The organism is Mycobacterium sp. E2989 (assembly GCF_001667595.1).
Lineage (GTDB): Bacteria > Actinomycetota > Actinomycetes > Mycobacteriales > Mycobacteriaceae > Mycobacterium.
Genome location: NZ_LZJX01000030.1, coordinates 15,627 through 40,278, shown reverse-complemented (window position 1 = coordinate 40,278; position 24,652 = coordinate 15,627). Strand labels below are relative to the sequence as shown.

The 24,652-nt window shown below is 69.4% G+C and carries 24 protein-coding genes; 8 read left to right on the top strand and 16 right to left on the bottom strand.

Translation table 11 applies throughout. The annotated features are described in order from the left end of the window. The first annotated feature begins 97 nt into the window (after positions 1 to 97). Positions 98 to 376: a hypothetical protein gene (locus A5680_RS07265; RefSeq protein ID WP_055400761.1), complete on the top strand. Its 279-nt coding sequence runs from the start codon at positions 98 to 100 to the stop codon at positions 374 to 376. Here A5680_RS07265 and dnaG read toward each other — a convergent pair. The 3 genes from dnaG to A5680_RS07250 are packed head-to-tail and all read right to left on the bottom strand — an operon-like array spanning position 351 to position 4,273. Next, positions 351 to 2,315, bottom strand: coding sequence for a DNA primase (gene dnaG, locus A5680_RS07260; RefSeq protein ID WP_067817693.1), 1,965 nt, complete (start codon positions 2,313 to 2,315; stop codon positions 351 to 353). The genes A5680_RS07265 and dnaG overlap by 26 nt on opposite strands. Positions 2,316 to 2,345: 30 nt before the next feature. Beyond that, entirely contained in the window at positions 2,346 to 2,954 is a 609-nt protein-coding gene (locus tag A5680_RS07255; RefSeq protein ID WP_082970291.1) for a superoxide dismutase family protein, read from the bottom strand. Between the two features lie 53 nt (positions 2,955 to 3,007). Next, positions 3,008 to 4,273, bottom strand: coding sequence for a deoxyguanosinetriphosphate triphosphohydrolase (locus A5680_RS07250; RefSeq protein ID WP_067817690.1), 1,266 nt, complete (start codon positions 4,271 to 4,273; stop codon positions 3,008 to 3,010). A gap of 89 nt (positions 4,274 to 4,362) precedes the next feature. On the opposite strand from A5680_RS07250, the gene A5680_RS07245 reads away from it, so the two are divergent. Then, entirely contained in the window at positions 4,363 to 6,336 is a 1,974-nt protein-coding gene (locus A5680_RS07245) for a TPM domain-containing protein (protein WP_067817687.1), read from the top strand. A 10-nt stretch (positions 6,337 to 6,346) separates the two neighbouring features. On the opposite strand, the gene A5680_RS07240 is transcribed toward A5680_RS07245, so the two are convergent. The 3 genes from A5680_RS07240 to A5680_RS07230 form a co-directional block, all read right to left on the bottom strand. After that, positions 6,347 to 6,607, bottom strand: a complete 261-nt coding sequence (locus tag A5680_RS07240; protein ID WP_055400769.1) for a hypothetical protein — start codon at positions 6,605 to 6,607, stop codon at positions 6,347 to 6,349. Positions 6,608 to 6,865: 258 nt separating this feature from the next. Beyond that, positions 6,866 to 8,071 carry a PPE family protein gene (locus A5680_RS07235; protein ID WP_067817684.1) on the bottom strand — a complete coding sequence of 402 codons (1,206 nt, stop codon included), beginning with the start codon at positions 8,069 to 8,071 and terminating at the stop codon, positions 6,866 to 6,868. A gap of 226 nt (positions 8,072 to 8,297) precedes the next feature. Continuing rightward, a complete protein-coding gene (locus A5680_RS07230; RefSeq protein WP_067817681.1) occupies positions 8,298 to 9,689 on the bottom strand; it encodes a glycine--tRNA ligase in 1,392 nt (463 codons plus the stop codon). A 244-nt stretch (positions 9,690 to 9,933) separates the two neighbouring features. Here A5680_RS07230 and A5680_RS07225 point away from each other — a divergent pair, with 244 nt between their 5' ends. The 3 genes from A5680_RS07225 to A5680_RS07215 all read left to right on the top strand — a co-directional run bounded on the left by A5680_RS07225 (position 9,934) and on the right by A5680_RS07215 (position 11,864). Beyond that, the gene (locus tag A5680_RS07225; RefSeq protein WP_231633764.1) at positions 9,934 to 10,290 is read left to right on the top strand and encodes a metalloregulator ArsR/SmtB family transcription factor; all 357 of its coding nucleotides are present in this window, start codon (positions 9,934 to 9,936) and stop codon (positions 10,288 to 10,290) included. A 49-nt stretch (positions 10,291 to 10,339) separates the two neighbouring features. Further along, positions 10,340 to 10,732 carry a Fur family transcriptional regulator gene (locus A5680_RS07220; RefSeq protein ID WP_067817679.1) on the top strand — a complete coding sequence of 131 codons (393 nt, stop codon included), beginning with the start codon at positions 10,340 to 10,342 and terminating at the stop codon, positions 10,730 to 10,732. A 127-nt stretch (positions 10,733 to 10,859) separates the two neighbouring features. Next, on the top strand, positions 10,860 to 11,864 hold the full coding sequence (locus A5680_RS07215) for an alpha/beta fold hydrolase (RefSeq protein ID WP_067817676.1): 1,005 nt from the start codon (positions 10,860 to 10,862) through the stop codon (positions 11,862 to 11,864). 4 nt (positions 11,865 to 11,868) lie between these two features. On the opposite strand, the gene A5680_RS07210 is transcribed toward A5680_RS07215, so the two are convergent. From A5680_RS07210 to recO, 3 genes are read right to left on the bottom strand one after another with little or no spacing between them, the layout of a single operon-like run. After that, positions 11,869 to 12,297, bottom strand: a complete 429-nt coding sequence (locus tag A5680_RS07210) for a hypothetical protein (RefSeq protein ID WP_067817673.1) — start codon at positions 12,295 to 12,297, stop codon at positions 11,869 to 11,871. A 56-nt stretch (positions 12,298 to 12,353) separates the two neighbouring features. Further along, the gene (locus tag A5680_RS07205) at positions 12,354 to 13,244 is read right to left on the bottom strand and encodes a decaprenyl diphosphate synthase (protein ID WP_055400783.1); all 891 of its coding nucleotides are present in this window, start codon (positions 13,242 to 13,244) and stop codon (positions 12,354 to 12,356) included. Then, positions 13,237 to 14,031 carry a DNA repair protein RecO gene (gene recO / locus A5680_RS07200; RefSeq protein ID WP_067817839.1) on the bottom strand — a complete coding sequence of 265 codons (795 nt, stop codon included), beginning with the start codon at positions 14,029 to 14,031 and terminating at the stop codon, positions 13,237 to 13,239. The genes A5680_RS07205 and recO overlap by 8 nt, the downstream gene beginning before the upstream one ends. 62 nt (positions 14,032 to 14,093) lie before the next feature. On the opposite strand from recO, the gene A5680_RS07195 reads away from it, so the two are divergent. Both A5680_RS07195 and A5680_RS07190 read left to right on the top strand, forming a co-directional pair. Beyond that, a complete protein-coding gene (locus A5680_RS07195) occupies positions 14,094 to 15,593 on the top strand; it encodes an amidase (RefSeq protein WP_067817670.1) in 1,500 nt (499 codons plus the stop codon). A gap of 127 nt (positions 15,594 to 15,720) precedes the next feature. After that, positions 15,721 to 17,178, top strand: coding sequence for an aminotransferase class I/II-fold pyridoxal phosphate-dependent enzyme (locus tag A5680_RS07190; RefSeq protein ID WP_067817667.1), 1,458 nt, complete (start codon positions 15,721 to 15,723; stop codon positions 17,176 to 17,178). 21 nt (positions 17,179 to 17,199) lie between these two features. On the opposite strand, the gene era is transcribed toward A5680_RS07190, so the two are convergent. From era to A5680_RS07160, 6 genes are read right to left on the bottom strand one after another with little or no spacing between them, the layout of a single operon-like run. Next, entirely contained in the window at positions 17,200 to 18,108 is a 909-nt protein-coding gene (era, locus tag A5680_RS07185; RefSeq protein ID WP_067817662.1) for a GTPase Era, read from the bottom strand. Beyond that, entirely contained in the window at positions 18,105 to 19,406 is a 1,302-nt protein-coding gene (locus A5680_RS07180; protein ID WP_067817659.1) for a hemolysin family protein, read from the bottom strand. Before A5680_RS07180 ends, era begins: the two co-directional genes overlap by 4 nt. After that, entirely contained in the window at positions 19,403 to 20,698 is a 1,296-nt protein-coding gene (locus A5680_RS07175; protein WP_067817656.1) for a hypothetical protein, read from the bottom strand. The genes A5680_RS07180 and A5680_RS07175 overlap by 4 nt, the downstream gene beginning before the upstream one ends. Further along, positions 20,695 to 21,228, bottom strand: a complete 534-nt coding sequence (ybeY, locus tag A5680_RS07170) for an rRNA maturation RNase YbeY (protein WP_055400794.1) — start codon at positions 21,226 to 21,228, stop codon at positions 20,695 to 20,697. The genes A5680_RS07175 and ybeY overlap by 4 nt, the downstream gene beginning before the upstream one ends. 18 nt (positions 21,229 to 21,246) lie before the next feature. Continuing rightward, positions 21,247 to 22,302 carry a PhoH family protein gene (locus tag A5680_RS07165; RefSeq protein ID WP_055400796.1) on the bottom strand — a complete coding sequence of 352 codons (1,056 nt, stop codon included), beginning with the start codon at positions 22,300 to 22,302 and terminating at the stop codon, positions 21,247 to 21,249. Positions 22,303 to 22,358: 56 nt separating this feature from the next. After that, a complete protein-coding gene (locus A5680_RS07160; protein WP_067817653.1) occupies positions 22,359 to 23,018 on the bottom strand; it encodes a TetR/AcrR family transcriptional regulator in 660 nt (219 codons plus the stop codon). Positions 23,019 to 23,110: 92 nt separating this feature from the next. Between A5680_RS07160 and A5680_RS07155 the strand changes: the two genes are divergently transcribed. Beyond that, entirely contained in the window at positions 23,111 to 23,854 is a 744-nt protein-coding gene (locus tag A5680_RS07155; protein ID WP_082459752.1) for a maleylpyruvate isomerase family mycothiol-dependent enzyme, read from the top strand. Here A5680_RS07155 and A5680_RS07150 read toward each other — a convergent pair. Further along, positions 23,840 to 24,634, bottom strand: coding sequence for a 16S rRNA (uracil(1498)-N(3))-methyltransferase (locus tag A5680_RS07150; protein WP_067817650.1), 795 nt, complete (start codon positions 24,632 to 24,634; stop codon positions 23,840 to 23,842). The two genes, A5680_RS07155 and A5680_RS07150, sit on opposite strands and share 15 nt — an antisense overlap. Positions 24,635 to 24,652: the final 18 nt, after the last annotated feature.

Here is a 24,652-nt window from a genome sequence, read left to right as displayed (position 1 = left end):
CGGGAGGCGCCTCTGGCCGCTGATCTAAGCCGATCGGACGCGCACGCACCCGGCCGGGTGAGGCAGGATGGAACGGTCGCTAGTCGGGAGGAACGTTTTGATCCGGTATGTCGTGGTGCTTGGACTGGGGTACGTGCTGGGCTCGAAGGCCGGGCGTCGCCGATACGAGCAGCTCGTCGGCACGTATCGCGCGCTGACCAGCAGCCCGGTGGCCAAGTCGGTGATCGAAGGGGGCCGCCGCAAGATCGCGAACCGGATCTCCCCGGACGCCGGGTTCGTCACCGTCGCCGAGCTCGACGACCAAACGGCCATCTTGGAGCGCGACGCCCAGCGACCGGCCGACGAGGCCCTCACATCGTCAGATCGTCGCCGCTAGCCTGCTCGAGCAGGCTGCGCCGGTAGGCCTCCATCGCGACCAGGTCACCGAATAGCGCGTGGTACTCGTCGCCCTGGTCGATCGGCGACATGCGCTGCAGCTTGGACTTCACCTCGGCGATCTGGCGGCCCATCCACACCTCCTGCAGGCGGGCCAGCACGCCGGCGATGTAGCGCGGCAGCTTTTCGTCGTCGACCGCGACGGCCTCCACCCCCAGCTCGCTGATCAGCCCCGCGGTCAGCTCCGAGGTGGCCCGCTGGCGCACCGCGTCGATCCACTGCGCCCCGGTGACGCCGCTCGACGTGCCGCCCGCGGCCTCGATCGCCCCGCGCACCGCGGCGTAACCGGGGTGGGTGAAGCTTTCGACCGTCAGCGTGTCGAACACCGGCCCGGCCAGGGCCGGGTACTGCAGCGCCGACTTGAGCGCCTCGCGCTGCGGCCACAAGGTCGGGTCCCGCGGGTCCGGGCGCGTCGCGGCGGGTTGGGCCGCGGCCGCGGGGCCAGAAACCCGCCCAGTCCCGCGGAGGTCCGCCGAGACTCGGGGTTTCTTGGCCTCCTCGCGCACTCGCCCGATGACCTGGGCCACGTCGTCCCAGCCGACCCAGCCGGCGAGCTGGCGGGCGTACTCGTCGCGCAGCGTTGGGTCTTTGATCTGGCCGACCATCGGCACGCAGCGGCGCAGCGCCGCGACCCGGCCCTCGGCGCTGTCCAGGTCCATCTCGGCGATCGCGGTGCGTATCGCGAACTCGAACAACGGCGTGCGCCGGGCCACCAGGTCGCGCAGCGCGCCGTCGCCGGATTTCAGCCGCAGGTCGCAGGGGTCCATGCCGTCCGGTGCCACCGCGACGAACGACTGCCCCGCCAGGTTCTGCTCGCCGCCGAAGGCCTTGAGCGCGGCCGCGCGCCCGGCCGCATCACCGTCGAACACGTAGATCAGCTCGCCGCGAAAGAAGCTGTCGTCCATCATCAGCCGGCGCAGCATGCCCAGATGCTCGTCGCCGAACGCGGTGCCGCACGACGCCACGGCGGTGGTGACCCCGGCCAGATGCATCGCCATCACGTCGGTGTAGCCCTCGACCACGACCGCCTGATGGCCCTTGGCGATGTCGCGTTTGGCCAGATCGATGCCGAACATCACCGACGACTTCTTGTACAGCAGCGTCTCGGGCGTGTTGATGTACTTGGCTTCCATCGGGTCGTCGTCGAACAGCCGGCGGGCGCCGAACCCGATGACCTCGCCGGCCGCAGTGCGGATGGGCCACAGCAGCCGCCGGTGAAAGCGGTCGATCGGGCCGCGCCGCCCCTGCCGCGACAACCCGGCCGCTTCCAGCTCCTTGAACTCAAAACCCTTGCGTACCAAGTGTTTCGTCAGCGAGTCCCATCCGGACGGTGCGAAGCCGCAGCCGAAACGGCGGGCCGCCTCGGCGTCGAAGTTGCGTTCCGTCAGGTATTGCCGGGCCGGCGCGGCCTCGCCGGATTCCAGGGCCGCGGCGTAGAACTCCGCGGCGGCCGCGTTGGCCGCGACGAGCCGGCTGCGGCTCCCGCGATCGCGTTGCACGCTGGTCGCCGGGCCGGTGTAGCTGATGGTGTGGCCGATCCGGTCGGCGAGCAGCTCGACGGCCTCCACGAAGCTGACGTGCTCGATCTTCTGGATGAACGCGTAGACGTCGCCGCCTTCGCCGCAGCCGAAGCAATGGAAGTGGCCATGGTTGGGGCGGACGTGAAACGACGGCGACTTCTCGTCGTGAAACGGGCACAGGCCCTTGAGCGAATCGGCGCCGGCGCGCCGCAATTGGACGTAATCGCCCACCACTTCCTCGATGCGGACCCGCTCGCGGATGGCGGCGATGTCCCGATCGGGGATCCGGCCCCGGCCCCTGGGCCGGGCGTCGTCATCCGCGCGCGGGGCGCGCCCCCACGAACCTGCCGGGCTGGACATCGGCTCAGTCTAGAGCGCCGACCGGGCCGGCTAACCGGTTCCGATGACCCCGCATGCCACCCGTTCCATCGCGTTGTCGGTGTTCTCGGCGCCGTGCAGCATCAGGGCCGTCTTGTTGCCGCCCAGCAACTCGTCCCGGTTGAACGCGTCGGTGGTGGTGACCAGGTAGGCCGAACCGTCCGACCGCACCTCCAGCGAGGTCAGGTCGCCGCTTTCCGGCTTGCCGGTGTGCCCGGGGGCCTGGTAGTGACCGCCGGCGGACAGGAAGTTTCCGGGCGGGCCGCCCGTCGGGGCGACCGAATTGGGCTCGCACTTGCCGATCTCGTGGACGTGCAGGCCGTGGAATCCGGGCGTCAGGATGCCGCCGGCGACCGTCTTGACGGTGACGGTGACGTACCCGCCGGCGAAGTCGAACGTCGCCGTGGCGGCGGTCCGCCCGTCCGGCGTCTTCAGTTGCGCACTGAGCGATTCGCCGTTGGGCGCGGGTGTCGTCGTCTCGCCCGACGACGACGGTGCGGCGCTCTTCACCGGAGGGGTGGTGCCGGGCTGGTTGCTCGCGTGCTGAGGTGAGCTACAGGCGGTGATGGCGACGACGGGAAGCCCCACCGCGAGGGTGGCGATACCGCGGAATTTGGTCATGCCGGGCAGCCTATCCCGCGACGGCGACGACACCGTCGCGGGATGACGCGCCGCTAACCGGCCGCTTGGCCCGCGTCGATTCGTTCCAGCCGACCCTCGGTGTAGGAGGCGATCTGGTCGACGATGACCCGCAGCCGGGCGCGGTCGTCGGCCGCGGTGATGAACGCCGCGGCGAAGACGGGATCGAGCGTCCGTGGCGCCCCCGAGTACAGCGACCGCGCCACCCGGTGGATCCGTTCGCGCTGCCTGGCTTGGGTGTCGAGGTGCCGCGGATCGGACATGATGAATTGCAGCGCAAGGATTTTCAGCAGGGCGACCTCCGCGCGCACCAGGTCGGGCACCAGCAGGTCGGCCCGGTAGCGCACCAGCGGACCGGGACCGGCCGCCGCGCGGGTGGTGGCGATGGCGGCCGAGGCGAATCTGCCCACCAGTTCGCTCGTGAGTCGCTTCAACGCCACCGACGCCGCCAGCGTCGCGTCGTACTTGCCGACCGCGGCCACCACCGGCAGGGCCGAGAGCCGCTCCGCCGCCGCCATGAAGTCGTCGGCGCTGACCCGGGAGAATTCGCTCTCGCCCAACTTGGCCAGCGCGGCCGCCTCGTCGTCGTCGGCGAGCACGCGCAGATCGATGCGCTGCGAGACGACGCCGTCCTCGACGTCGTGAACCGAATAGGCGATATCGTCGGCCCAGTCCATCACCTGCGCTTCCAGGCACATCCGGCCCTCCGGCGCGCGCGCGCGAACCCAGGCCGCCGGCTCGCGGTCCTCGTCGTAGAACCCGAACTTGCGTCGCCCATCACCTCTCGGCCAGGGATACTTGGTGACCGCGTCCAGGGACGCGCGGGTCAGGTTCAGCCCGGCGCTATTGCCTTGCCCGTCAAGCACTTTGGGCTCGAGACTGGTCAGGATGCGGAAGTTCTGCGCGTTTCCCTCGAAGCCGCCGTAGTTGGCGGCGAACTCGTCCAGGGCGCGCTCGCCGTTGTGCCCGTAGGGCGGATGGCCGATGTCGTGGGCCAGGCCGGCCAGCTCGACCAGGTCGAGGTCGCAGCCCAACCCGACCGCCATCCCCCGCCCGATCTGCGCGACCTCCAGCGAGTGCGTCAGCCGGGTGCGCGGGGTGTCGCCTTCCCGGGGACCCACGACCTGGGTCTTGTCGGCCAGCCGGCGCAGTGCGGCGCTATGCAACACGCGGGCCCGGTCCCGGGCGAAGTCGGTGCGATGTTGGCCTTCGGTACCCGGCAGACCCGCAGTCTTCGGCGCCTCGCCTACCCGCCGTTGCCGGTCGAAGTCGTCGTAAGGGTCTTGCCGATTCGTGGTCACCGACGCACAGTCTGCCAGGGAATGCCGGGCGGGGGATCGCTGCGCCGCACGGCTATTTGCCCGTATCCTCGCCGGGCTAAATTGGCGTCATGCGCACTGCCCGCCCGTTAAGCGTGGTCGCGACGATCCTCGCGATCGCGTTGGGCGGGGGGCTGCTGGTCGCGCCCGCGGCCGGCGCGCAGCCCCCGTTCCGGCTGGCCGACTACGTCACCGACAACGCGGGCGTGCTCTCGGACTCCGGCCGCTCGGCGGTGACGTCGGCCGTCGGCAGGCTGTACACGGATCGGCACGTCCGGCTGTGGGTGGTCTACGTCGACACGTTCTCCGGCCAGGACCCGGTGAGCTGGGCGCAGGCCACGATGCGCTCGAGCGATTTGGGCGACTACGACGCCCTGCTGGCCGTCGCCACCACCAGCCGGGCATACGCCTTCCTGGTGCCGACCACCGTCAAGAGCGTCAGCGCCCGCCAGGTCGATGACTTGCGGCGCAACAAGATCGAACCGGCCTTGCACAACGGCGACTGGAGCGGCGCCGCGGTTGCCGCGGCCAACGGGCTCAACAGGTCGCCGGGCTCGTCGGGCCGGGTGGTCCTGCTGGTGACGCTGGCACTCATTGTCGGCGCGCTGGCGGCCCTGCTGTTGGTGATGCGCTATCGCCGCCGGCGGCAACGCGCGGCGGCCCTGGCCGCGGCCCGACGGGTCGACCCCACCGACTCCCAAGCGCTGGCCGGCGTGCCGCTGGAGGCCCTTGACGATCTGTCCCGCGCGCTGGTGGTGGACGTCGACAACGCCGTGCGAACCAGCTCGAACGAGCTCGACCTGGCCGTCGCCGAGTTCGGCGAGGAGCGAACCCAACCGTTCACCCAGGCCCTGGGCAACGCCAAAGCCGCTCTGTCCCAAGCGTTCACGGTGCGACAACAGCTGGACGACAGCACGCCCGAGACAGCCGGGCAGCGTCGCGAATTGCTCACCCGGGTGGTCGTGTCGGCGGCGCGCGCCGACCGCGAACTGGAATCGCAGACCGAGGCGTTCGAGAACCTGCGCGACCTGGTGTTCAACGCCGGATCGCGGCTCGACGGGCTCACGCAGGCCTACGTGGAGCTCACCACCCGCATCGGCCCGTCAGAACAGCGGCTGGCCGAGTTGCACGGCCAATTCGACGCGGCCGCACTGACTTCGGTGTCCGGCAATGTGACGGCCGCCAAGGAGCGGCTGGCGTTCGCCGACCGCAACATCGGCACCGCCCGGGAGTTGGCCGCCGAAGCCGTCGGCGGCCGCCAGGCGGGCTTGGTCGATGCGGTCCGCGCCGCCGAGTCCGCGCTCGGGCAGGCGCGCGCCTTGCTCGACTCGGTGGACAACGCGGCCACCGACATCCAGCACGCGATCGACCGCCTGCCGTCGGCCATGGCCGACATTCAGGCGGACATCCAGCGCGCGGGCGAGCTGCTGCAGAAGGGGCAGACCACCGCTCACACCGGCGATCTGCTGACGGCGCGCGATGCGGCCGCCCGCGCCGTCGACGGGGCCCGCGCCGGGGCCGCCACCGACCCGCTCGGCGCATTCGCCCAGTTGACCAAGGCCGATGCCGACCTCGGCGAGCTGCTGGTCACGTTGGCCCAGGAGCGGGCCAGTGCCGAGCAGCTGCAGCGGTCGATCGAGCAGGCGTTGTTCACAGCCGAGTCCCGGGTGCGGGCGGTGTCCGATTACATCGACACGCGCCGGGGCAGCATCGGCCCCGAAGCTCGCACCCGGCTCGCCGAAGCCGACCGGCACCTGCACGCCGCGCGGGACAAGAGGGCGACGAACCCGACCGAAGCGATGGCCCACGCCAACGCGGCGTCGACGCTGGCCGCCCAGGCGCAGACGCTGGCCAATGCCGATGTCCAATCCGCTCAGCGCGCCTACACCCGCGGCGGGAGCAGCGACATCGGCGCGATGCTGGGCGGCATCATCATCGGCAACGTGCTCAGCGGCGGGATGCGGGGTGGATTCGGCGGCTGGAGCCCGACGTCGTTCGGCGGCTCGTCCGGCGGCGGCTTGATGGGTGGCGGCGGGCGATTCTGAGCGCTCGCGGTCAGCCGGCGGCCGGTGAATGCGGTATTACGCCTCCGCTGCGCGGCATGTTGATGCGGGGTTCGGCTTCGCCTTCCCACCGCTTCCATTCGGTCCACTCGGTGAATTGACTGGCGTCCGCGACGACGGCGGCGGGGGCCGTGGCGTCGACGGGGGCTTCGGCGGCGTCCTCGCTCACCTCCGGCTTCGGGGCCCAGTGGTCGTAGTCGTCCGGCGGCACGGCCACACCCCAATTGAGAGGAACCGACAGGCCACCGAGCATCCCCGACTCACCCCTAACCGCCGACACCGAGTCGTCGGGTAACGGCGGACTAAGAGGCAAAAGCATGTTGCCCCCTTCCACAGCCGAATCTTCGGATGCTGTGGCCGAACCAATTAACACCAAGCAGCCACATCGTAAGCCAAACTTCAGACAAATACCCCAAAAACGGGGATTTGCTTTTCGCAAAGCGGACGGCCACGACGCGGGCCGGAACTGCGACGAAACGGCCACGCCGACCGCGCGCGGGTCGGGCTGGCCCTACCCGCGCCTCCCCCGCGGCACCACTTTGGGCCGCGCCTGGACCACGTGCGGGTTCTCGCCGCCGCGGCGGCCCCTCGCATCGGTCTTGCCGTCCTCGGTCCCCCGCCCGTCCATCGCCATGGGCATCGCCGGTGTCGTACCGCTGCCGGACGCGGACGATCCCCCGGTGGCCCCCGCCGCGAAGGGGGTCGGCAGCTGGCCGCCGAGCGCCGGCACCGCCAGGCTCGTCAGCACCGCCGGCACCGGCATCGACCCCTGCCAGGTCGGCGGCACCGTGATCGCCCCCACGAACCGCGCGGTGCCCAACCCGGCCGTCGCCACGCCCAGCCCGCCCAGCGTCTGCAGGCTGTGGGCGCCGGCCGCCGTAGCCTGCGCGCCTCCCGTAGCGGCGACGGTGGTGACACCGGCCATCGCCGGTGCGGCCGCCGGCGCGACGCCGTGGGCCAGCGCCATCATGGGCGACATCAGGGCGCTGGCCGGGTACATCCCGATCTGCGCCACCGTGGTCATCGTCGTCACCGGCATCGATGTCAGCAGCGACGTCACCGACGACAGTAAGGGCGAGAACACGCCCAGCACCGACTGCAGCTGCGAAATGAAAGCGCCGCCAACGCCCCCCAGCAGCTGGGACACGATCTCCAGCGGCGCCGTTATCAGCCCCGCCAAGCCGCTCAGGCCGGCCGGCGGGACGCTGAACGCCGGCAGCGTCGTCGCCACCGTCTGCGCGCTGACGTGGTAGCCCACCATGGCGGCCACGTCCTGGGCCCACATCTCCATGTACTCGAGTTCGGTCGCCGCGATCGCCGGGGTGTTCTGCCCCAAGATGTTCGTCGCGATCAGGGTGAGCAACCGGATGCGGTTCTCCAGCACGGCCGGAGGGGGCACCGTCGCCAGGAACGCCGCCTCATACGACGACGCCGCCAGCCGCGCCTGCACGGCCGAGATCTCGGCCTGCCCCGCCGCCGAAATCAACCACTGCAGATAGGGCGTGGCCGCCGCCACCATCGCCATGGACGACGGGCCCATCCACGGGCCAGCGGCCAGTGTTGTCACCACGGACTCAAAGGACGCGGCGGCCGCCGACAAATCCGCGCCCAGGGCGTCCCAGGCCGCGGCCGCCGTCAACAACGTGCTGGGGCCCGCGCCGCCATACATCAGCGCAGAGTTGATCTCGGGGGGGAATAACAGAAAAGCTGGAATCATCACATCCCCAACTCACCGACCGAGTCAACGGCTCCTACACCCACACGAACCGACACCCACCCCCGAGCGACTAGACACGTGAGTAAAACATTCGTTTAACGAGCCTAAAGCCAATCGGCCGCCCAGCAACGGTTTTTTATCAAACGTTTAATACGTCGGCGCGGCGGCCGCAACGCCGCCCGCGCCGATGGACCGGACGGGCGTCCGGAATGCGCCAACCGGGTGGTCAGCAGCCCTTGAGTCGCGCGGCCAGATAATCGGACACGGCGTTCATCGCCACCCGTTCCTGGGTCATGTCGTCACGCTGGCGCACCGTGACGGCGTTGTCTTCCAGCGAATCGAAGTCCACCGTCACACAGAACGGCGTCCCCACCTCGTCCTGGCGGCGGTAGCGCCGGCCGATCGCGCCGGCGTCGTCGAAATCGATGTTCCAGTATTTGCGCAATTCGGCGGCCAGGTCGCGGGCCTTCGGGCTCAGGTCGGCGTGCCGGGACAGCGGCAGCACCGCGGCCTTGATCGGCGCCAGCCGCGGGTCCAACCGGAGCAGCGTGCGCTTCTCCATCGCGCCCTTGGCGTTGGGGGCCTGGTCCTCGGTGTAGGCGTCGATCAGAAACGCCATGAACGACCGGGTGAGGCCGGCCGCGGGTTCGATGACGTACGGGATGTAGCGCGTGTCGGTGACTTGGTCGTAGTACGACAGGTCGGCGCCGGAATGCTTTGCGTGCGTGGATAAGTCGAAGTCGGTTCGGTTGGCCACGCCTTCCAGCTCACCCCACGGGTTGCCGGCGAAGCCGAACTTGTACTCGATGTCGACGGTGCGGTCGGAGTAGTGCGAAAGCTTGTCCGCCGGATGTTCGAAGAGCCGCAGATTCTGCGGATCGATACCGAGGTCGACGTACCACTGGTGGCGGGTGTCGATCCAATATTGGTGCCATTCCTTCGCGGTCGACGGCTCCACGAAGAACTCCATTTCCATCTGCTCGAACTCGCGGGTCCGGAAAATGAAGTTGCCCGGCGTGATCTCGTTGCGAAAACTCTTGCCGATCTGGCCGATACCGAACGGCGGCTTCTTGCGGGCCGTCGTCACCACGTTGGCAAAGTTGACGAAGATGCCCTGCGCGGTCTCCGGGCGCAGGTAATGCAGCCCCTCCTCGGTCTCGATCGGGCCGAGGTAAGTCTTGAGCATCATGTTGAACTCGCGCGGCTCCGTCCATTGGCCGGGCTCGCCGGTGTCCGGGTCGCGGATGTCGGCCAGCCCGTTGGGCGGCGGGTGCCCGTGCTTGGCCTCGTACGCCTCGATGAGGTGGTCGGCGCGGTAGCGCTTGTGGGTGATCAGCGACTCGACCAGGGGGTCGTGGAAGACCTCGACGTGGCCGGAGGCCACCCACACCTGGCGCGGCAGGATGATCGACGAATCGATCCCCACCACGTCGTCGCGGCCGGTGACCACCGCGCGCCACCACTGCCGCTTGATGTTCTCCTTGAGCTCCACTCCCAGCGGGCCGTAGTCCCACGCCGACCGGGTGCCGCCGTAGATCTCGCCCGAGGGAAAGACGAAGCCGCGCCGTTTGGCCAGGTTGACTACGGTGTCGATGACGGACGCCACGGGGCGGTGCACTCCCTTTCCGGGTTTGGGCGGTTACGCGCGGGGAGCAGACCGCCGCGCACAGAGCAACAGTCATGGTAACGATCGGCGCCGCGGTCTTTGACATGCGTCATCATGCATGTGACAGTGGAGGTCGGTCGATCGCGTTTCCTCACCGCGGGCCGTCCCCGACTACCTGGCACTTTTCGAGGTGATGACTCTCTCCCATGGCGACGTCCCCCTGCATCCCGATCGCGCCGACGAGCTGGGATCGGCCATGAGCGTGGTGGCCCACGAGCACGGCGACGCCGGTCCCGGCGCCCTGGCCGACTACCCGGTCCCGCCGCCGCGGGAAATCCTGGCCGCCGCCGGCGAGCTGCTGCGCGCGCTGGCCGCGCCGGTGCGGATCGCCATCGTGCTGCAGCTGCGGGAGTCGCACCGCTGCGTGCACGAGCTGGTCGACGCGCTGGGCGTGCCGCAGCCGCTGGTCAGCCAGCATCTGAAGATCCTCAAGGCCGCCGGGGTGGTCGCCGGGGAGCGCTCGGGCCGCGAGGTGCTGTACCGGCTGGCCGACCACCACCTGGCGCACATCGTCGTGGACGCCGTTGCGCACGCCGGCGAGGACACCGCGTGACGCGCGCCGGCGACGATGCAGAACGACGTGATGCGCAGGAGCGGCGCCAATGACGGGCGCCAGCGTCCGGTCGACCCGTCAGCGGGCCGCGATTTCCACCTTGATGGACACCCTCGACGACTTCCGCTCGGCGCAAGAGTTGCACGACGAGTTGCGCCGCCGCGGGGAGAACATCGGACTGACCACCGTCTACCGGACGCTGCAGTCGATGGCGGCGGCGGGAATGGTCGACACGCTGCGCACCGACACCGGCGAGTCGGTGTACCGCAGGTGCTCCGAGCACCATCATCACCACCTGGTCTGCCGCAGCTGCGGGTCCACCATCGAGGTCGGCGACCACGAGGTCGAGGCGTGGGCGGCGCAGGTCGCCGCCAAACACGGCTACTCCGACGTCAGCCACACCATCGAAATATTCGGCACGTGTTCGCAGTGCGGGGCCTAGGCTGACCCGAGCCGAATCCGGCCCCGGAAAACGTTTCGAAAAAACTGTCCACCACGCGTGCGCCGCGTGCTCCTACCCATGAGTGGCCCCCGGGCCGAGACGACATCTCAAGGGAAGTGAGCACACGATGCGCAAGGACACGGTCTCCCACCTGCGACCGGTACGCGAGGTCGAGCCCCCGGCACTGCAGTTCCGGACGATCCACGGCTACCGCCGGGCCTTCCGGGTCGCGGGGTCCGGACCGGCCCTGCTGCTCATCCACGGCGTCGGCTGCAACTCGAAATCATGGGAACCCGTGCACGCCAAGCTTGCTCAGCGGTTCACGGTCATCGCGCCGGACCTGCTGGGTCACGGCGAGTCCGACAAACCCCACGCCGACTACTCCCTGCCGGCCTTCGCCAACGGCATGCGCGACCTGCTCGCCGTGCTTGGGATCGACCGGGTCACCCTCGTCGGGCATTCGTTCGGTGGCGGGGTGGCCATGCAGTTCGCCTACCAGTACCCGGAGTTGGTCGAACGCATCGTGCTCGTGAGCGCCGGTGGCGTCTCGAAGGACGTGAGCCCGGCGTTGCGGTTGGCCGCGATGCCGCTGGGCGCCGAGGCGCTGGGCGTGCTGCGCGCGCCGGGCGTGCTGCCCACGGTGCGGGGCTTCGGCCGCGCCGTGCGGACCGTGCTGGGTTCCACCAGGTTCGGGCGCGACGCTGCCGACGTCGTGGAAATGCTCGAGGGTTTCACGGACCCCGCCGGGCTGGCGGCGTTCGCGCGCACCCTGCGGTCGGTAGTCGACGCGCGCGGTCAATACGTCACCATGCTGGACCGCAGCTATCTCATGCAAGACGTTCCGGTGCAGATCATTTGGGGAGAAGACGACGTGATCATCCCGGTGGACCACGCCCGGACGGCCCACGCGGCGATCGCCGGTTCGCGGATGGAAATCTTCGAGGACTCCGGGCACATGCCGTTCCACGACCATCCGGATCGCTTCGTCGAGGTCGTCGAACGATTCGTCGACTCGACCCGACCGGCCGACTACAACCTGGACCTGATGCAGTCGCTGCTGCGCACCGGCGGTCGCGACGACGTTGTCCCCCGTACGGAAGTCGTCGGCGCGATCGAATCTGCGGTGTCCTAGAGCCCTAACCCGTCAGCGCGCTGCGGACACCGGCGCCGGAATCCAGCACCAACAGGATCAGGGTGCGCAGGGCGTCGTCGGTCAGGCCGGCGCCGGGGAAGTTGTAGCGCAGTATCACGTCCGCGCTTTTGGCCGCGCTCTTGCCCGAATTGCGTTGCACGGCCTTGTCATTGACTTTCTCGACGAGCGTGACGCTGCCGAAGTTGCTGTCGCGGGCCTGCTTGACGACCTGGTCGCTGATCTTCTTGGTCAGCGGCAGATCCCACGCCAAGACCTGGGTGAGCGACACCAGGTCAAGGTCTTCGGCGATGTTCACCACCCGCAGCGACGCGATGGTCCCGGCATGGCGCACCGTCAGCGCCCCGTCGGCTTCCTCGTCGACCGGTAGCACCCCGGCGAGCGCCGAAGCCAGCCTCTCCTGCAGTGACGGCATAGCATCCTCCCCGTGAGGACCCGTTGCGCCCGGCTCCGCCGCGCTTCCGGTCCCCACTAAGCGCTCCCGAATCTCCTGTTGCGCGAGGCGTATTCCTCGCAGGCGGCCCACAAGTCGCGGCGGTCGTAGTCCGGCCACAGCTTGTCCTGGAAGATGAATTCGGCGTACGCGGCCTGCCACAGCATGAAGTTGCTGGACCGCTGCTCCCCCGAGCTTCGCAGGAAGAGGTCCACGTCCGGGATGTCGGGCCGCTGCAGGTGCGCTGCCACCGTCGCCTCGGTGATGCGCTCCGGATTCAGCCGGCCGGCGGCGGCCAAGCGTGCGATTTCTTTTGCGGCTTCAGCGATTTCGGCGCGACCCCCGTAGTTGACGCAATAGTTGACGGTGATGACGTCGTTGTCCTTCGTCATCTCTTCCGCGATCGCCAACTCGTTGATCACGCTGCGCCACAGCCGTGGACGCGAGCCCACCCAGCGGATCTTCACCCCGATGGTCTTGAGATTCACCCGGCGCATGCGCACCACGTCACGGTTGAAGCCCATGAGGAAGCGCACTTCCTCGGGGGAACGCTTCCAGTTTTCGGTCGAGAAGGCGTAGAGGCTGAGCCACTTGATCCCGATTTCTATTGCACCACAAACGATGTCAATGACGACCGCTTCGCCCGCCTTATGGCCGTCGGTACGGGTCAATCCACGTTGGGTAGCCCAGCGGCCGTTGCCGTCCATCACGATCGCCACATGATTGGGCAATCGATCCGCCGGGATCCGGGGTGCGGCCGCCTTCGAGGTGTGCTGTGGTGGCCGGCTCGGGCCGCCGCCTTCAGACGGCGGCAACTCGGGGAACACCACCGGCCAAGTCGACTTTTCGGGGAAGACCGGGTAATCGTCGGGCGCCGGGGGCAGTTGCGGGAAGTCGGTCGACTTGAGCTTGCGCTCAGCTTTAGCCACAGTCCAACTGCTCCATCACCGCAGCGCGCCGTTCGGCGACGGCGCGGTCGACGTGATAGGTCCGTTCCACCAGTGGCAGCGTTTTGAGCTGCCGCTCCAGATGCCATTGCAGGTGCGCGGCGACCAGGCCGCTGACGTAGCTGCGGTGCGATTGCGGGGTCTGCTCGGCGAAGTCCCAATCGCCGTCGTGCAACGCGGACATCAGATCCAGCACGCCCGGCGGCGGCGTCGTCGAACCGGCCGGGCGGCAGTGGGCGCAGACGCTGCCCCCGGCGCCGACATGAAACGCCCGATGCGGCCCCGGGGTGGCGCACCGGGCGCACTCGGTCAGCGCCGGAGCCCAGCCGGCGATGCCCATGGCGCGCAGCAGATAGGCGTCCAGCAGCAGGTCCCGGGACCGCCGGCCGTCGGCCACCGCCCGTAACGCGCTCACCGTGAGCCGGTGCAGGGCCGGGGCGGGGGCCCGTTCCTCCCCCGCGAGGCGTTCGGCGGTTTCCAGCATCGCGCACCCACAGGTGTAGCGGCCGTAGTCGCGGACGATGTCGGTGGCGAACGCGTCGATCGAGACCACCTGGGTGACGATGTCGAGATTGCGGCCGGGATGCAGTTGCGCGTCGATGTGCGCGAACGGCTCCAGCCGCGCGCCGAATTTGCTGCGGGTGCGACGCACGCCCTTGGCCACCGCCCGAACCAGCCCGTGATCGCGGGTCAACAGGGTGACGATCCGGTCGGCCTCGCCGAGCTTGTGCTGGCGCAACACCACAGCCCGGTCTCGATACAGCCGCATCACCATAGTTTTGCACCCCACCGCGACAATGCTGGTATCCGCGCCGATTAGTCTCGTACCCCGTGATTGGCGCTCCCGAGTCAGGTCCTGGGTCCGTTTTCGGGCCCGGTGGCCAGCGCCTGCCCACACTGACTGACCTGCTTTATCAGCTGGCCAACCGGTCCGTGACTTCCGTCACACTGGTGCGCCGGTCCCTGCACGCCATCCACGCGAGCCAGCCGGCGTTGAACGCCTTCCGCGTGGTGCTCACCGAGTCGGCGCTGGCCGACGCGGCGGCGGCCGACCGGCGGCGGGCGGCCGGCGACACCGCGCCGCTGCTCGGCATCCCGATCGCGGTCAAGGACGACGTCGACGTTGCTGGCGTGCCGACCGCGTTCGGCACCGAGGGATATGTCGCGCCCGCTGCCCACGACGCCGAGGTGGTTCGCCGCCTGAAGGCCGCGGGCGCGGTGATCGTCGGCAAGACCAACACCTGCGAACTGGGTCAGTGGCCGTTCACCAGCGGACCCGGCTTCGGGCATACCCGCAATCCCTGGTCGCGCCGGCATACCCCGGGCGGTTCGTCGGGGGGCAGCGCGGCGGCGGTCGCCGCGGGGCTGGTCACCGCGGCGATCGGATCCGACGGCGCCGGCAGCGTCCGCATCCCCGCCGCGTGGACGCACCTGGTGGGCATCAAGCCACAGCGCGGCCGCATCTCGACCTGGCCCCTGCCCGAGGCGTTCAACGGCATCACGGTCAACGGCGTGCTGGCCCGCACGGTCGCCGACGCGGCGTTGGTGCTCGACGCGGCGTCCGGCAACGTCGAGGGCGACCGGCACAAACCGCCCCCGATCACCGCGTCCGACTACGTCGGCATCGCCCCCGGCCCGTTGAACATCGCCCTGTCCACCCGGTTCCCCTACACCGGCTTCCGTCCCAAGCTGCATCCCGAGATCCTGGCCGCCACCCGGGCGGTGGCCAAGCAGCTCGAGTTGCTGGGCCACACCGTGGTGCCGGGCAATCCCGACTACGGCCTGCGGCTGTCGTGGGACTTCCTGGCCCGGTCCACCGCCGGCCTGCGGGATTGGGAGGAACGGCTGGGCGACGGGGTGATCTGGGACCCTCGCACGCTGGCCAACCTGCGCACCGGCCACGTGCTGGGTCAGGCGATCCTGCGCACCGCGCGCCGGCACGAGGCCGCCGTCCAGCGCCGCGTGGGTTCCATCTTCGACATCGTCGACGTCGTCCTCGCCCCGACCACCGCGCAGCCGCCGCCGCCGGCGCGCGCGTTCGACCGGTTGAGCAGCTTTGGCACCGATCGGGCGATGATCGCCGCGTGCCCCCTGACGTTCCCGTGGAACGTGCTCGGCTGGCCGTCGATCAACGTGCCGGCCGGCTTCACTTCCGAGGGATTGCCGATCGGCGTGCAGTTGATGGGTCCGGCCAACAGCGAGGGCATGCTGATCTCGCTCGCGGCCGAACTGGAGGCGGTGTGCGGGTGGTCGACCAAGCAGCCGACGATGTGGTGGAACACCGAAACGGGGGCGCCGCCGGTGGCCGGCACACCGCCGTCGCGGCGGTGAAATCACCGCTCGGTTGACTTCGGTTGCGCGACTTGACGTTTGTCGATGCGGGCGGTGCACGCCCACGGGTTGCTCGAGGTCAGCGAGGCCGTCGCATAGCCGGTGGCAACGCGGGTACCCCTTCGTCATGGACCAATCTGATGCTCCACTGTTGGATGCGCTGGTCGACTACCGCGACAAGCGCCGCTACGGGTTCACCCCACCGGGTCACCGCCAGGGCCGCGGCGCCGACGACCGGGTCCTGGCCGTTTTGGGCCGCGAACCGTTTCTGGACGACGTGCTGGCCAGCGGCGGGCTGGATGACCGCAAAACCAGCCACGAATACCTCAAGCACGCCGAGGATCTGATGGCCGAGGCCGTGGGCGCCGACATCGCCTGGTTCTCCACCTGCGGCAGCTCGCTGTCGGTGAAGGCGGCGATGATGGCGGTGGCCGGCGGCGACGGCAGCCTGCTGGTCGGCCGGGACAGCCACAAGTCGATCGTGGCGGGGCTCATTTTCTCGGGCGTGCAACCCCGTTGGATCACCCCCCGCTGGGACGCCGAGCATCATTTCTCGCACCCGCCGTCGCCGGAGCAGGTGGAAGAGGCCTGGGCAAAGCACCCGGACGCCGCCGGTGCGCTCATCGTCAGCCCCAGCCCGTACGGCACGTGCGCCGACATCGCCGGGATCGCGGAGGTCTGCCATGCGCGCGGCAAGCCGTTGATCATCGACGAGGCGTGGGGGGCGCACCTGCCGTTTCACCAGGACCTGCCGACCTGGGCGATGGACGCCGATGCGGACGTCTGCGTAGTCAGCGTCCACAAGATGGGGGCCGGTTTCGAGCAAGGCTCCGTGTTTCACGTGCAGGGCGACCGGATCGACCAGGACCGCCTCTCGGCGTGCGCCGACCTGCTGATGACCACCAGCCCCAGCGTCCTGGTGTATGCCGCCATGGACGGGTGGCGGCGGCAAATGGTGCAGCACGGGCACCAATTGCTGGGCGATGCACTGGATCTCGCGCGCCGGCTGCGCGCGGACATCGAAGGCATTCCGGACGTGCAGGTGCTCGACGACGAATTGCTCGGCGTGCAGGCCTCGCACGACTTGGACCGACTGCAAGTGTTGATGGACGTCTCCGCGACGGGCACCTCCGGTTACCAGGCCCACGACTGGCTGCGCGAGCACGCGCACATCGACACCGGGATGAGCGACCATCGCCGGATCCTGGCGACCCTGTCCATGGCCGACAATGCGGACAGCGCCGGCCGGCTCACCGAGGCACTGGCGGCCTGGCGCAAGGCCGCCGACAACTTCGACCCTCCGCCGCCCATCGACCTGCCCTCCCCCGAAGAGCTTCAGCTCGAGACGGTTTGCCTGCCGCGCGACGCGTTCTTCGGCCGTGTCGAGGCGGTGCCCACCGACCAGGCGGCGGGCCGCGTCGCCGCCGAGCAATGCACGCCGTATCCGCCGGGCATTCCGGCCGTCGTGCCCGGTGAGCGGCTGAACGACGCGGTGCTGGACTACCTTTGCAGCGGTGTGCGTGCGGGCATGAACGTCCCCGATGCGGCGGATCCGTCACTGGGGACAATCCGCGTGGTGGCCTAGCGGCGGCCGGCCACGCACAATTCAGAAGCCAAGCCGACCAAGCTGTTTGGGGTCGCTCTGCCAGTTCTTGGCGACCTTGACGCGCAGGTCGAGGTACACCTTGGTGCCGAGCAGTTTCTCGATCTGGCCGCGCGCCGCGGTGCCCACCTGCCGCAGCCGCGCGCCGCCCTTGCCGATCACGATGCCCTTCTGGCTGTCGCGCTCGACGTAAAGCAGTGCGTGCACGTCGATCAGGTCGTCGCGGTCCTCGCGCGGGTTGACCTCATCGATCACCACCGCCAACGAATGGGGCAATTCGTCGCGAACACCCTCCAGGGCGGCCTCGCGGATGAGCTCCGCCATCAGCACTTCCTCGGGTTCGTCGGTCAACTCGCCGTCGGGGTAGTACGCCGGGCCGGGGGGCAGCGCCGCGGCGAGGACGTCGACCAGCACATCCACCTGCGCCCCGGTGGCCGCGGACACCGGGACGATCTCGGCGTCGCCGCCGAGCAGTTCGCTGACCGCAACCAGTTGCGCGGCCACCCGGTCCCTTGGCACCTTGTCGATCTTGGTGACGATACCCACGACCGTCGTTTTCGGTGCGGTCGAACGGATTTGGTCGACGATCCACCGGTCGCCGGGGCCGATCGCCTCGTCGGCCGGAATGCACAACCCGATGACGTCGACCTCGGTGTAGGTGTCGCGCACCAAGTCGTTGAGTCGCTTGCCCAACAGGGTGCGCGGCCGGTGCAGGCCAGGGGTGTCGACCAGGATGATCTGAAAGTCCTCCCGGTGCACGATGCCGCGAATGGTGTGACGGGTGGTCTGCGGGCGCGTCGAGGTGATCGCCACCTTGGTGCCGACGAGCGCGTTGGTCAGCGTCGACTTGCCGGTGTTCGGCCGGCCCACCAAACACACGAAGCCGGAACGGAATTCGCTTTCCTGCGTCATTGCGCCTTGCCGTCGGAACCGTTGGACTCGGGCTCGGCCGGACTCAACAGGACGGTGCCGATCCGTACCCGGCCCCGATGGTCGGCCCCGCCTTCGGCCTGCAGCCGCAGCCCGTGCGAGACCACCTCCGCCCCGGGCAGCGGGACCCGGCCGAGTTCCAGCGCGAGCAGCCCACCGACGGTATCGACGTCGAGGTCGTCGTCGAATTCCACGTCGTACAGCTCGCCGAGGTCTTCGATGGGCAACCGCGCCGACACGCGGAAGCGCTTGTCGCCCAGGTCTTCTACCGGCGCGGTCTCCGCCTCGTCGTACTCGTCGGCGATCTCGCCGACGATCTCCTCGAGCACGTCTTCGATGCTGACCAATCCGGCGATCGCCCCGTACTCGTCGACGAGGAGGGCCATGTGGTTGCGGTCGCGCTGCATTTCGCGCAGCAGCGTGTCCAGCGGCTTGGAGTCCGGCACGAACACCGCCGGGCGCATCACCTGCGCCACGGTGATGCCCCGCCCCCGGTCGCCCGACAGGAAGCTCTGCTGGACAAGGTCTTTCAGGTACACCACCCCGACGATGTCGTCGACGTTCTCCCCGATCACCGGGATGCGGGAGTGCCCGCTGCGCACCGCGAGGTTCAACGCCTGGCTGGCGAGCTTGTCGCTCTCGATCCAGATCATCTCGGTGCGCGGCACCATCACCTCGCGGGCCGGGGTGTCGCCGAGCTCGAAAACGGACTCGATCATCCGGCGTTCATCGGCGGCGACCACGCCGCGCTGCTGCGCCAGGTCGACCACCTCGCGCAGCTCGATCTCGGACGCGAACGGCCCGTTGCGCAAACCGCGGCCGGGCGTCAGCGCATTACCCAGGACCACCAGCAACCGGCTGAGCGGCATCAACAACCACGAGATGAGCCGCAGCGGAAGGGCCGTCGTCAACGAGATGGAGTAGGCGTGCTGACGGCCGAGGGTGCGCGGGCCGACCCCGATGACGACGAAGCTGACGACCACCATGATCGCCGCGGCGCCGAACAGCCCCCAGGTCAGGCCGAAGTTGTCGTACAGGAAGAGCACCAGCAGCACGGTCGCGGTGATTTCGCAGGTGATCCGCAGCAGCACAACGAGGTTGATGTAGCGCGGCCGCTCGGCCATCACCTCGGAGAGGGAGACGGCGCCGGGCCGATCCTCGCGCACCAGCTCCTGGACCCGGGCCAGCGACACCGTGCTGATTGCGGCGTCGATCGCCGCGAACAGCCCGCCGAGGGCGATCAGCGCCATCGCGCCGAGCAGCCACGAGAGGCCGGTCAATTGCCGGAAGACCTTGACGTGACGACGGGCTCCTCAGCATCGTCGTCGCTCCGTTTCCGGTTGAGCGCCCAGGCGCCGAGGCCCACCACGACCCCGAGAGCCCCGAAGCCCAACGCCGAGGGCCACCAGCTCGGGGCCGGCTGGGTGGGTTCCTCGTGCGGGCGGACGGCCAGCACCACCAGGAAGCTGCCGTCGTCGGTCGGACCGGCGTGGGGCAGCGACTGGGTCATGGTCACCCGGATCTGGGCGTTGCCGCTCGCCGAGTCGTTGACCTGGCCCCAGGCCATCGTGGTGTCGTCGAGCAGGAAGACGTCCTGGCCGCCGCCGGGCTGGCTTTCGTCGCGGCCCACCACAGCAACGTGGCCGACCTCCAACGTCTGGTTGACGGCGGGGATGCCGACCAAGACGTTCGGGTACACCTTCGGGGGCTCCGGCGGCTTGTAGTCCGGCGGCGGGGGCCCGTTGAAGCCCTCCGGCGGCACCGAACCCCCGCCGTAGAAGCTGCCCGCGGCCACCCAGCTGTCGCCGACCGCGGTGAAGGGGACGACCCCGACGGTGGCCGCATCGAGCACGATCCGGCCGCCGGCCGGCACGTAGGCCTCCCGGTCGGCGCCGTTGTAGGAGTAGCGGAACGTCATCCCCTGGTTCAGCGGGTTGAAGATGGCCGGACGGCGATAGGCGTCGTCGTAGTCGACGTAGTCCCAGTGCCGCGGCCGGACCAGCCGCTGGTTGTCGACCTTGAGGACGTCGACGTTCTCCCGGTGGACGCTGACGACGTTCTGCACCCGCTCGTTGAAGTCGACCTGCTTCGGCGGCTTCGGGGGGTCGGCGGGATTGACCCGCGTCGGCGGGGCGGCCTTGGCCGCGGCGACCGCCTGCGGCGGCACGTCGAGACCCCGCGGCGGCGCCACCACCGCGACGTTGCGCGGCGCGTCGGGACCCGCCGGGCTGATCGTCGGAACGGCGTTGCCGGGCGGCAGGTTTGGCGGAACGAGCGGCCGGGCCGGCACGGGAACCGGGTTCGGCGGTTCGTACGACGGAATCGCCGGAATCTGCACCGGCACCTCGCTCGGGCTGGGTTCAGCGCGGCGGGGCGGCGCGGCCTGGGAGCACACGTTGGAGGTGTGATACTGCGCCACCAGATACTGGCACCACTGGCAACTGGTGGGGTTCGACCCCGGGCCGGCGCACGGGGCCGCCTGCGCCACCCCGATCGTGGTGGCCACCGCCGAAATAGGGGCGAGGGCAATGGCGGCCGCGGCCGCGATCCCTAACGCGTTGCGTGGCTTCAATTGTCGAAATACCTCGACTTGTCCAGCAGTCGGCGATCCCGTTCCTGCTGGCGGTCCTGGTGGTAGGCCTCGACCTGCTCGGCGACCCATTCCTCGAGCAATCGGCCCTGGAGCGCGAACATCTCCTTTTCCTCGTCCGGCTCGCCGTGGTCGTAGCCCAGCAGGTGCAGCACGCCGTGGATGGTCAACAGCGCCAACTCGTGGCCCAGGCTGTGGCCCGCCGCGTCGGCCTGGCCGGCGGCGAATTCCGGGCACAGCACGATGTCGCCCAGCATCGACGGGCCCGGCTCCGGGGCGTCGGGCCGGCCCCCCGGCTCGAGCTCGTCCATCGGGAAGCTCATCACGTCCGTCGGGCCGGGCAGGTCCATCCAGCGCATGTGCAGGTCGGCCATCGCGGCGGTGTCCAGCAGCACCATCGACAGTTCGGCGGCCGGGTTCACGTCCATCTTGGCGATGACAAACCTTGCGACGCTGATCAATTCGGTTTCGGACACGTCGATGCCCGACTCGTTGGATACCTCGATGCTCATGAGACGCTCACGAAACGGTCACCGGCGCCCGCGGGAGCCCGAGGCCCGACGGGCCGCCCGGTTCATCAGGCCGGGCTCCTCGAATTTCGCGTAGGCGTCCACGATTTCGGACACCAGCCGGTGGCGCACCACGTCCACGCTCGTCAGCTCCGCGATGTGGATGTCCTCGACGCTGTCGAGGATCTCGATCGCCGACCGCAGGCCCGACCTGGCGCCGCCCGGAAGGTCCACCTGCGTGATGTCGCCGGTGATGACCATTTTCGACCCGAAGCCGAGCCGGGTGAGGAACATCTTCATCTGCTCGGCGGTGGTGTTCTGCGCCTCGTCGAGCACGATGAAGGCCGAATTGAGGGTGCGGCCGCGCATATAGGCCAGCGGCGCCACCTCGATGACCCCGGCGGACATCAGCTTCGGGATCAGCTCGGGATCCATCATGTCGTAGAGCGCGTCATAGAGCGGCCGCAGATACGGGTCGATCTTCTCGCTCAGCGTGCCCGGCAGAAAGCCAAGCCGCTCACCGGCTTCCACCGCCGGCCGGGTCAGGATGATGCGGTTCACCTGTTTGGTCTGCAGCGCGCTGACCGCCTTGGCCATCGCCAGGTACGTCTTGCCGGTGCCGGCCGGGCCCACCCCGAAGACGATGGTGTTGGCGTCGATCGCGTCGACGTAACGCTTCTGGTTGAGCGTCTTGGGCCGGATCGTCTTTCCCCGCCGCGAGAGGATGTCGAGGGTGAGCACCTCGGCCGGCGACTCGTTGTCGGTGCCGGTCAGCATCGCGACGCTGTGGCGCACCACCTCGGGCGTCAGCGGCTGACCGTTGGCGACGATCGCGACCAGCTCGGAGATCGCCCGCTCGGCGAGCGCGACGTCGGCCGGTTCGCCCGAGACGGTCACGGCGTTGCCACGCACGTGCAGGTCGGCGTTCAGGCTGCGTTCCAGGGCGCGAAGGTTTTCGTCTGCCGAGCCCAACAAGCCGACGACGACATCGGGCGGAACATCGATGCTGCTGCGTACTTGGGCGTTGGCCTGGAGGCCTCCGGCTGCGTCAACAGCGCTGGTCTCGCGGGGCGTCACGTGGCTCTCGATGCCTGCTTTCTCGGCTTGTCGGTGGTTTGCTCGGCTGCCTAAGTCTACGCCGGGGTCCTCGGTTGGTCAGCTTCCTCACCGCCGTCGCTTGCGCCGAGCGCCCGGATCAACCGGTCGATGACGGCGCCGGCTTCCCGGCGTGCCGTTGCGTGATCTTCGGCCCTCGCCACGTAGAGGGTGGCCTCGCGCATCGCGCCGAGCATGGTCAGCGCGGTCGCCTCGATCGGCTGCGGCGGGATGCGGCCGGTCTCGATCGCGCCGGAAAGCAGCGCCCGCACCAACCCGAGGTTGTAGCGATTGCCGATCTCGGTCCACCGCGTCCAACCGAGCACCGCAGGGGCGTCCACCAGCGCGATGCGCTGGATTTCGGGATCGGAACAGGCGTCCAGCCAGTAGGCGGCGCCCAACCGCATCACCTCGGTGGGGTCGGTTTCGCCGGACGCCGCGATCGCCTCGCCCATGCGGGTGGCAACCTCCGCCTCGACCTGCTCGAACACGGTCGCGAACAGCTCGGTCTTGTCGGCGAAGTGGTGATAGAGCGCGCCGCGGGTCACGCCCGCCGCGCGCACGATCGCCTCGAGCGCCACCTCCGAGAAACCCTGGGCAGCGAACAACCGCCGCGCCGCCGAGACCAGCGCCTCCCGCGTTTCCGCGGAGCGCTCCGCCTGGGTCCGCCGTTCGTCGGTCAAGCCATTGCCTTTCATACATACTGTATGTAGGTTCATACATACCGTATGAATCTCGCTCTGAAGATAGCAGCGAGACGGCCGAATCCAAGGAAGGGACACGGTTGACGATGAACTCTGCGATACAGGCCGTCGAGGCGGACCGCGAGGCGCTGCTGGCGATCCTTCGTTCGTTGGACGACTCCGACTGGGCGCAGGCCAGTGGCTGCCCCGGGTGGTCGGTGCGCGACGTCGTGTCCCACATGGCATGCAGTTTCTGGCTGGCGGTCGACCCGTCGCACCTGCCCGATCCGAAGGGCCTGCCGGCGGAGCGCGCGGCGGACCTGTACGTCGAATCGCGTCGCGGCATGACGTCGCGGGAGATTGTGGACGACTACGAATCCGTCAGCTCGAAGGGCCTCGAGGTCCTCGCGGCCGCGGCGGATCAGGACTTCGAGGTGCCACTCGGCGATGTCGGGACGTATCCGGCATCGGAGATCCCGGCGGCGTTCGCCTTCGAGCACTACGTCCACATCAGATACGACCTGCTGCAGCCGGACGGCCCGCTGCGGGTGGAACCCCCCGCTTCGGATGCGTTGCGGCTGGAACCGACGGTGGACTGGATCGAGGCGGCGTTGCCCCAACAGAACGCCGGCCTCCTGGGGCGCTTAGGCGGCGCGGTGGAGATCCGCCTCACCGACGGTTGCGATCGGACGCTGTCCATCGGCACCGGCGACGCGACAGCCCAAATCGCCTCGGCCGCGGACGCATTCGTGCGATGGGTCACCCAGCGCGGAACGTGGGAAGCCCTCGGGGTGCAAGCGCACGGAGACCGGGCAAACCTCGAGATCGCGCGCCAGCTAAGCGTTTTCTGAGGCGGCGTCGCCGACACCGCCGTCCAAGCCGGCAGCGTCCCATCGGGGCGTGAGCACGCCGATCGCGCCCAACGCCACCGCGGCCGCGGTCGACGTCCGCAACACCTGGGGGCCGAGGCGCACGGGGACCGCGCCGGCGTCGGTCAACGCGGCGACCTCCTCCGGCGCCACGCCGCCCTCCGGGCCGACCACCAGCCACATCGAATCGGCTTGCGCGACATGGGAATCCGCGAGCCGACCGGGGGCCGATTCGTGCAGGGCCAGCACCACCGATCCGCCGGCCACAGCCTCGCGGACCCGCCGCGTCAGCTCGGCGGTGGACAGCACGCCGTCGACCGCCGGGATGTGCGCCCGGCGCGACTGCCGGGCCGCCGACCGGGCGACGGCGCGCCACCGGCGCAGGCCCTTGTCCACGCGACCGCCCTGCCAATTCGCCACACACCGGGCCGCCTGCCAGGCGACGAACGCGTCGGCGCCCGCCTCGGTGGCCAATTCGATGGCCAGCTCCGAGCGATCCGATTTGGGCAGCGCCTGCACCACCGTCACCGCCGGGCGACTGGACGCGACGCTCCACCGCTGAAGAACCCGGGCGCGCAGGCCGTCGCGGCCGGCGTGCTCGACGTCGCAATGCGCCAGGCCCCCGGCGCCGTCGCCGAGGACCAGCTGCTCACCGGGCCGGATCCGCCGCACGGTCGCCGCGTGAAACCCCTCGTCGCCGTCGACGACGGCCAACTCGCCGACATCGGGCAGCGCGTCGACGTAGAAGAGGGTGGCGACCATCGGGGTGGCTCGGCGAAC

What these genes read in the sequence shown, in the direction of transcription:
- dnaG (WP_067817693.1), bottom strand. Translation starts at nt 2,315, where the DNA reads ATGTCCAGCCCGGCAGGTTCGTGGGGGCGCGCCCCGCGCGCGGATGAC.
- A5680_RS07255 (WP_082970291.1), bottom strand. Translation starts at nt 2,954, where the DNA reads ATGACCAAATTCCGCGGTATCGCCACCCTCGCGGTGGGGCTTCCCGTC.
- A5680_RS07245 (WP_067817687.1), top strand. Translation starts at nt 4,363, where the DNA reads ATGCGCACTGCCCGCCCGTTAAGCGTGGTCGCGACGATCCTCGCGATC.
- A5680_RS07240 (WP_055400769.1), bottom strand. Translation starts at nt 6,607, where the DNA reads ATGCTCGGTGGCCTGTCGGTTCCTCTCAATTGGGGTGTGGCCGTGCCG.
- A5680_RS07235 (WP_067817684.1), bottom strand. Translation starts at nt 8,071, where the DNA reads ATGATTCCAGCTTTTCTGTTATTCCCCCCCGAGATCAACTCTGCGCTG.
- A5680_RS07225 (WP_231633764.1), top strand. Translation starts at nt 9,934, where the DNA reads ATGAGCGTGGTGGCCCACGAGCACGGCGACGCCGGTCCCGGCGCCCTG.
- A5680_RS07220 (WP_067817679.1), top strand. Translation starts at nt 10,340, where the DNA reads ATGACGGGCGCCAGCGTCCGGTCGACCCGTCAGCGGGCCGCGATTTCC.
- A5680_RS07215 (WP_067817676.1), top strand. Translation starts at nt 10,860, where the DNA reads ATGCGCAAGGACACGGTCTCCCACCTGCGACCGGTACGCGAGGTCGAG.
- A5680_RS07210 (WP_067817673.1), bottom strand. Translation starts at nt 12,297, where the DNA reads ATGCCGTCACTGCAGGAGAGGCTGGCTTCGGCGCTCGCCGGGGTGCTA.
- recO (WP_067817839.1), bottom strand. Translation starts at nt 14,031, where the DNA reads ATGCGGCTGTATCGAGACCGGGCTGTGGTGTTGCGCCAGCACAAGCTC.
- A5680_RS07190 (WP_067817667.1), top strand. Translation starts at nt 15,721, where the DNA reads ATGGACCAATCTGATGCTCCACTGTTGGATGCGCTGGTCGACTACCGC.
- era (WP_067817662.1), bottom strand. Translation starts at nt 18,108, where the DNA reads ATGACGCAGGAAAGCGAATTCCGTTCCGGCTTCGTGTGTTTGGTGGGC.
- ybeY (WP_055400794.1), bottom strand. Translation starts at nt 21,228, where the DNA reads ATGAGCATCGAGGTATCCAACGAGTCGGGCATCGACGTGTCCGAAACC.
- A5680_RS07160 (WP_067817653.1), bottom strand. Translation starts at nt 23,018, where the DNA reads ATGAAAGGCAATGGCTTGACCGACGAACGGCGGACCCAGGCGGAGCGC.
- A5680_RS07155 (WP_082459752.1), top strand. Translation starts at nt 23,111, where the DNA reads ATGAACTCTGCGATACAGGCCGTCGAGGCGGACCGCGAGGCGCTGCTG.
- A5680_RS07150 (WP_067817650.1), bottom strand. Translation starts at nt 24,634, where the DNA reads ATGGTCGCCACCCTCTTCTACGTCGACGCGCTGCCCGATGTCGGCGAG.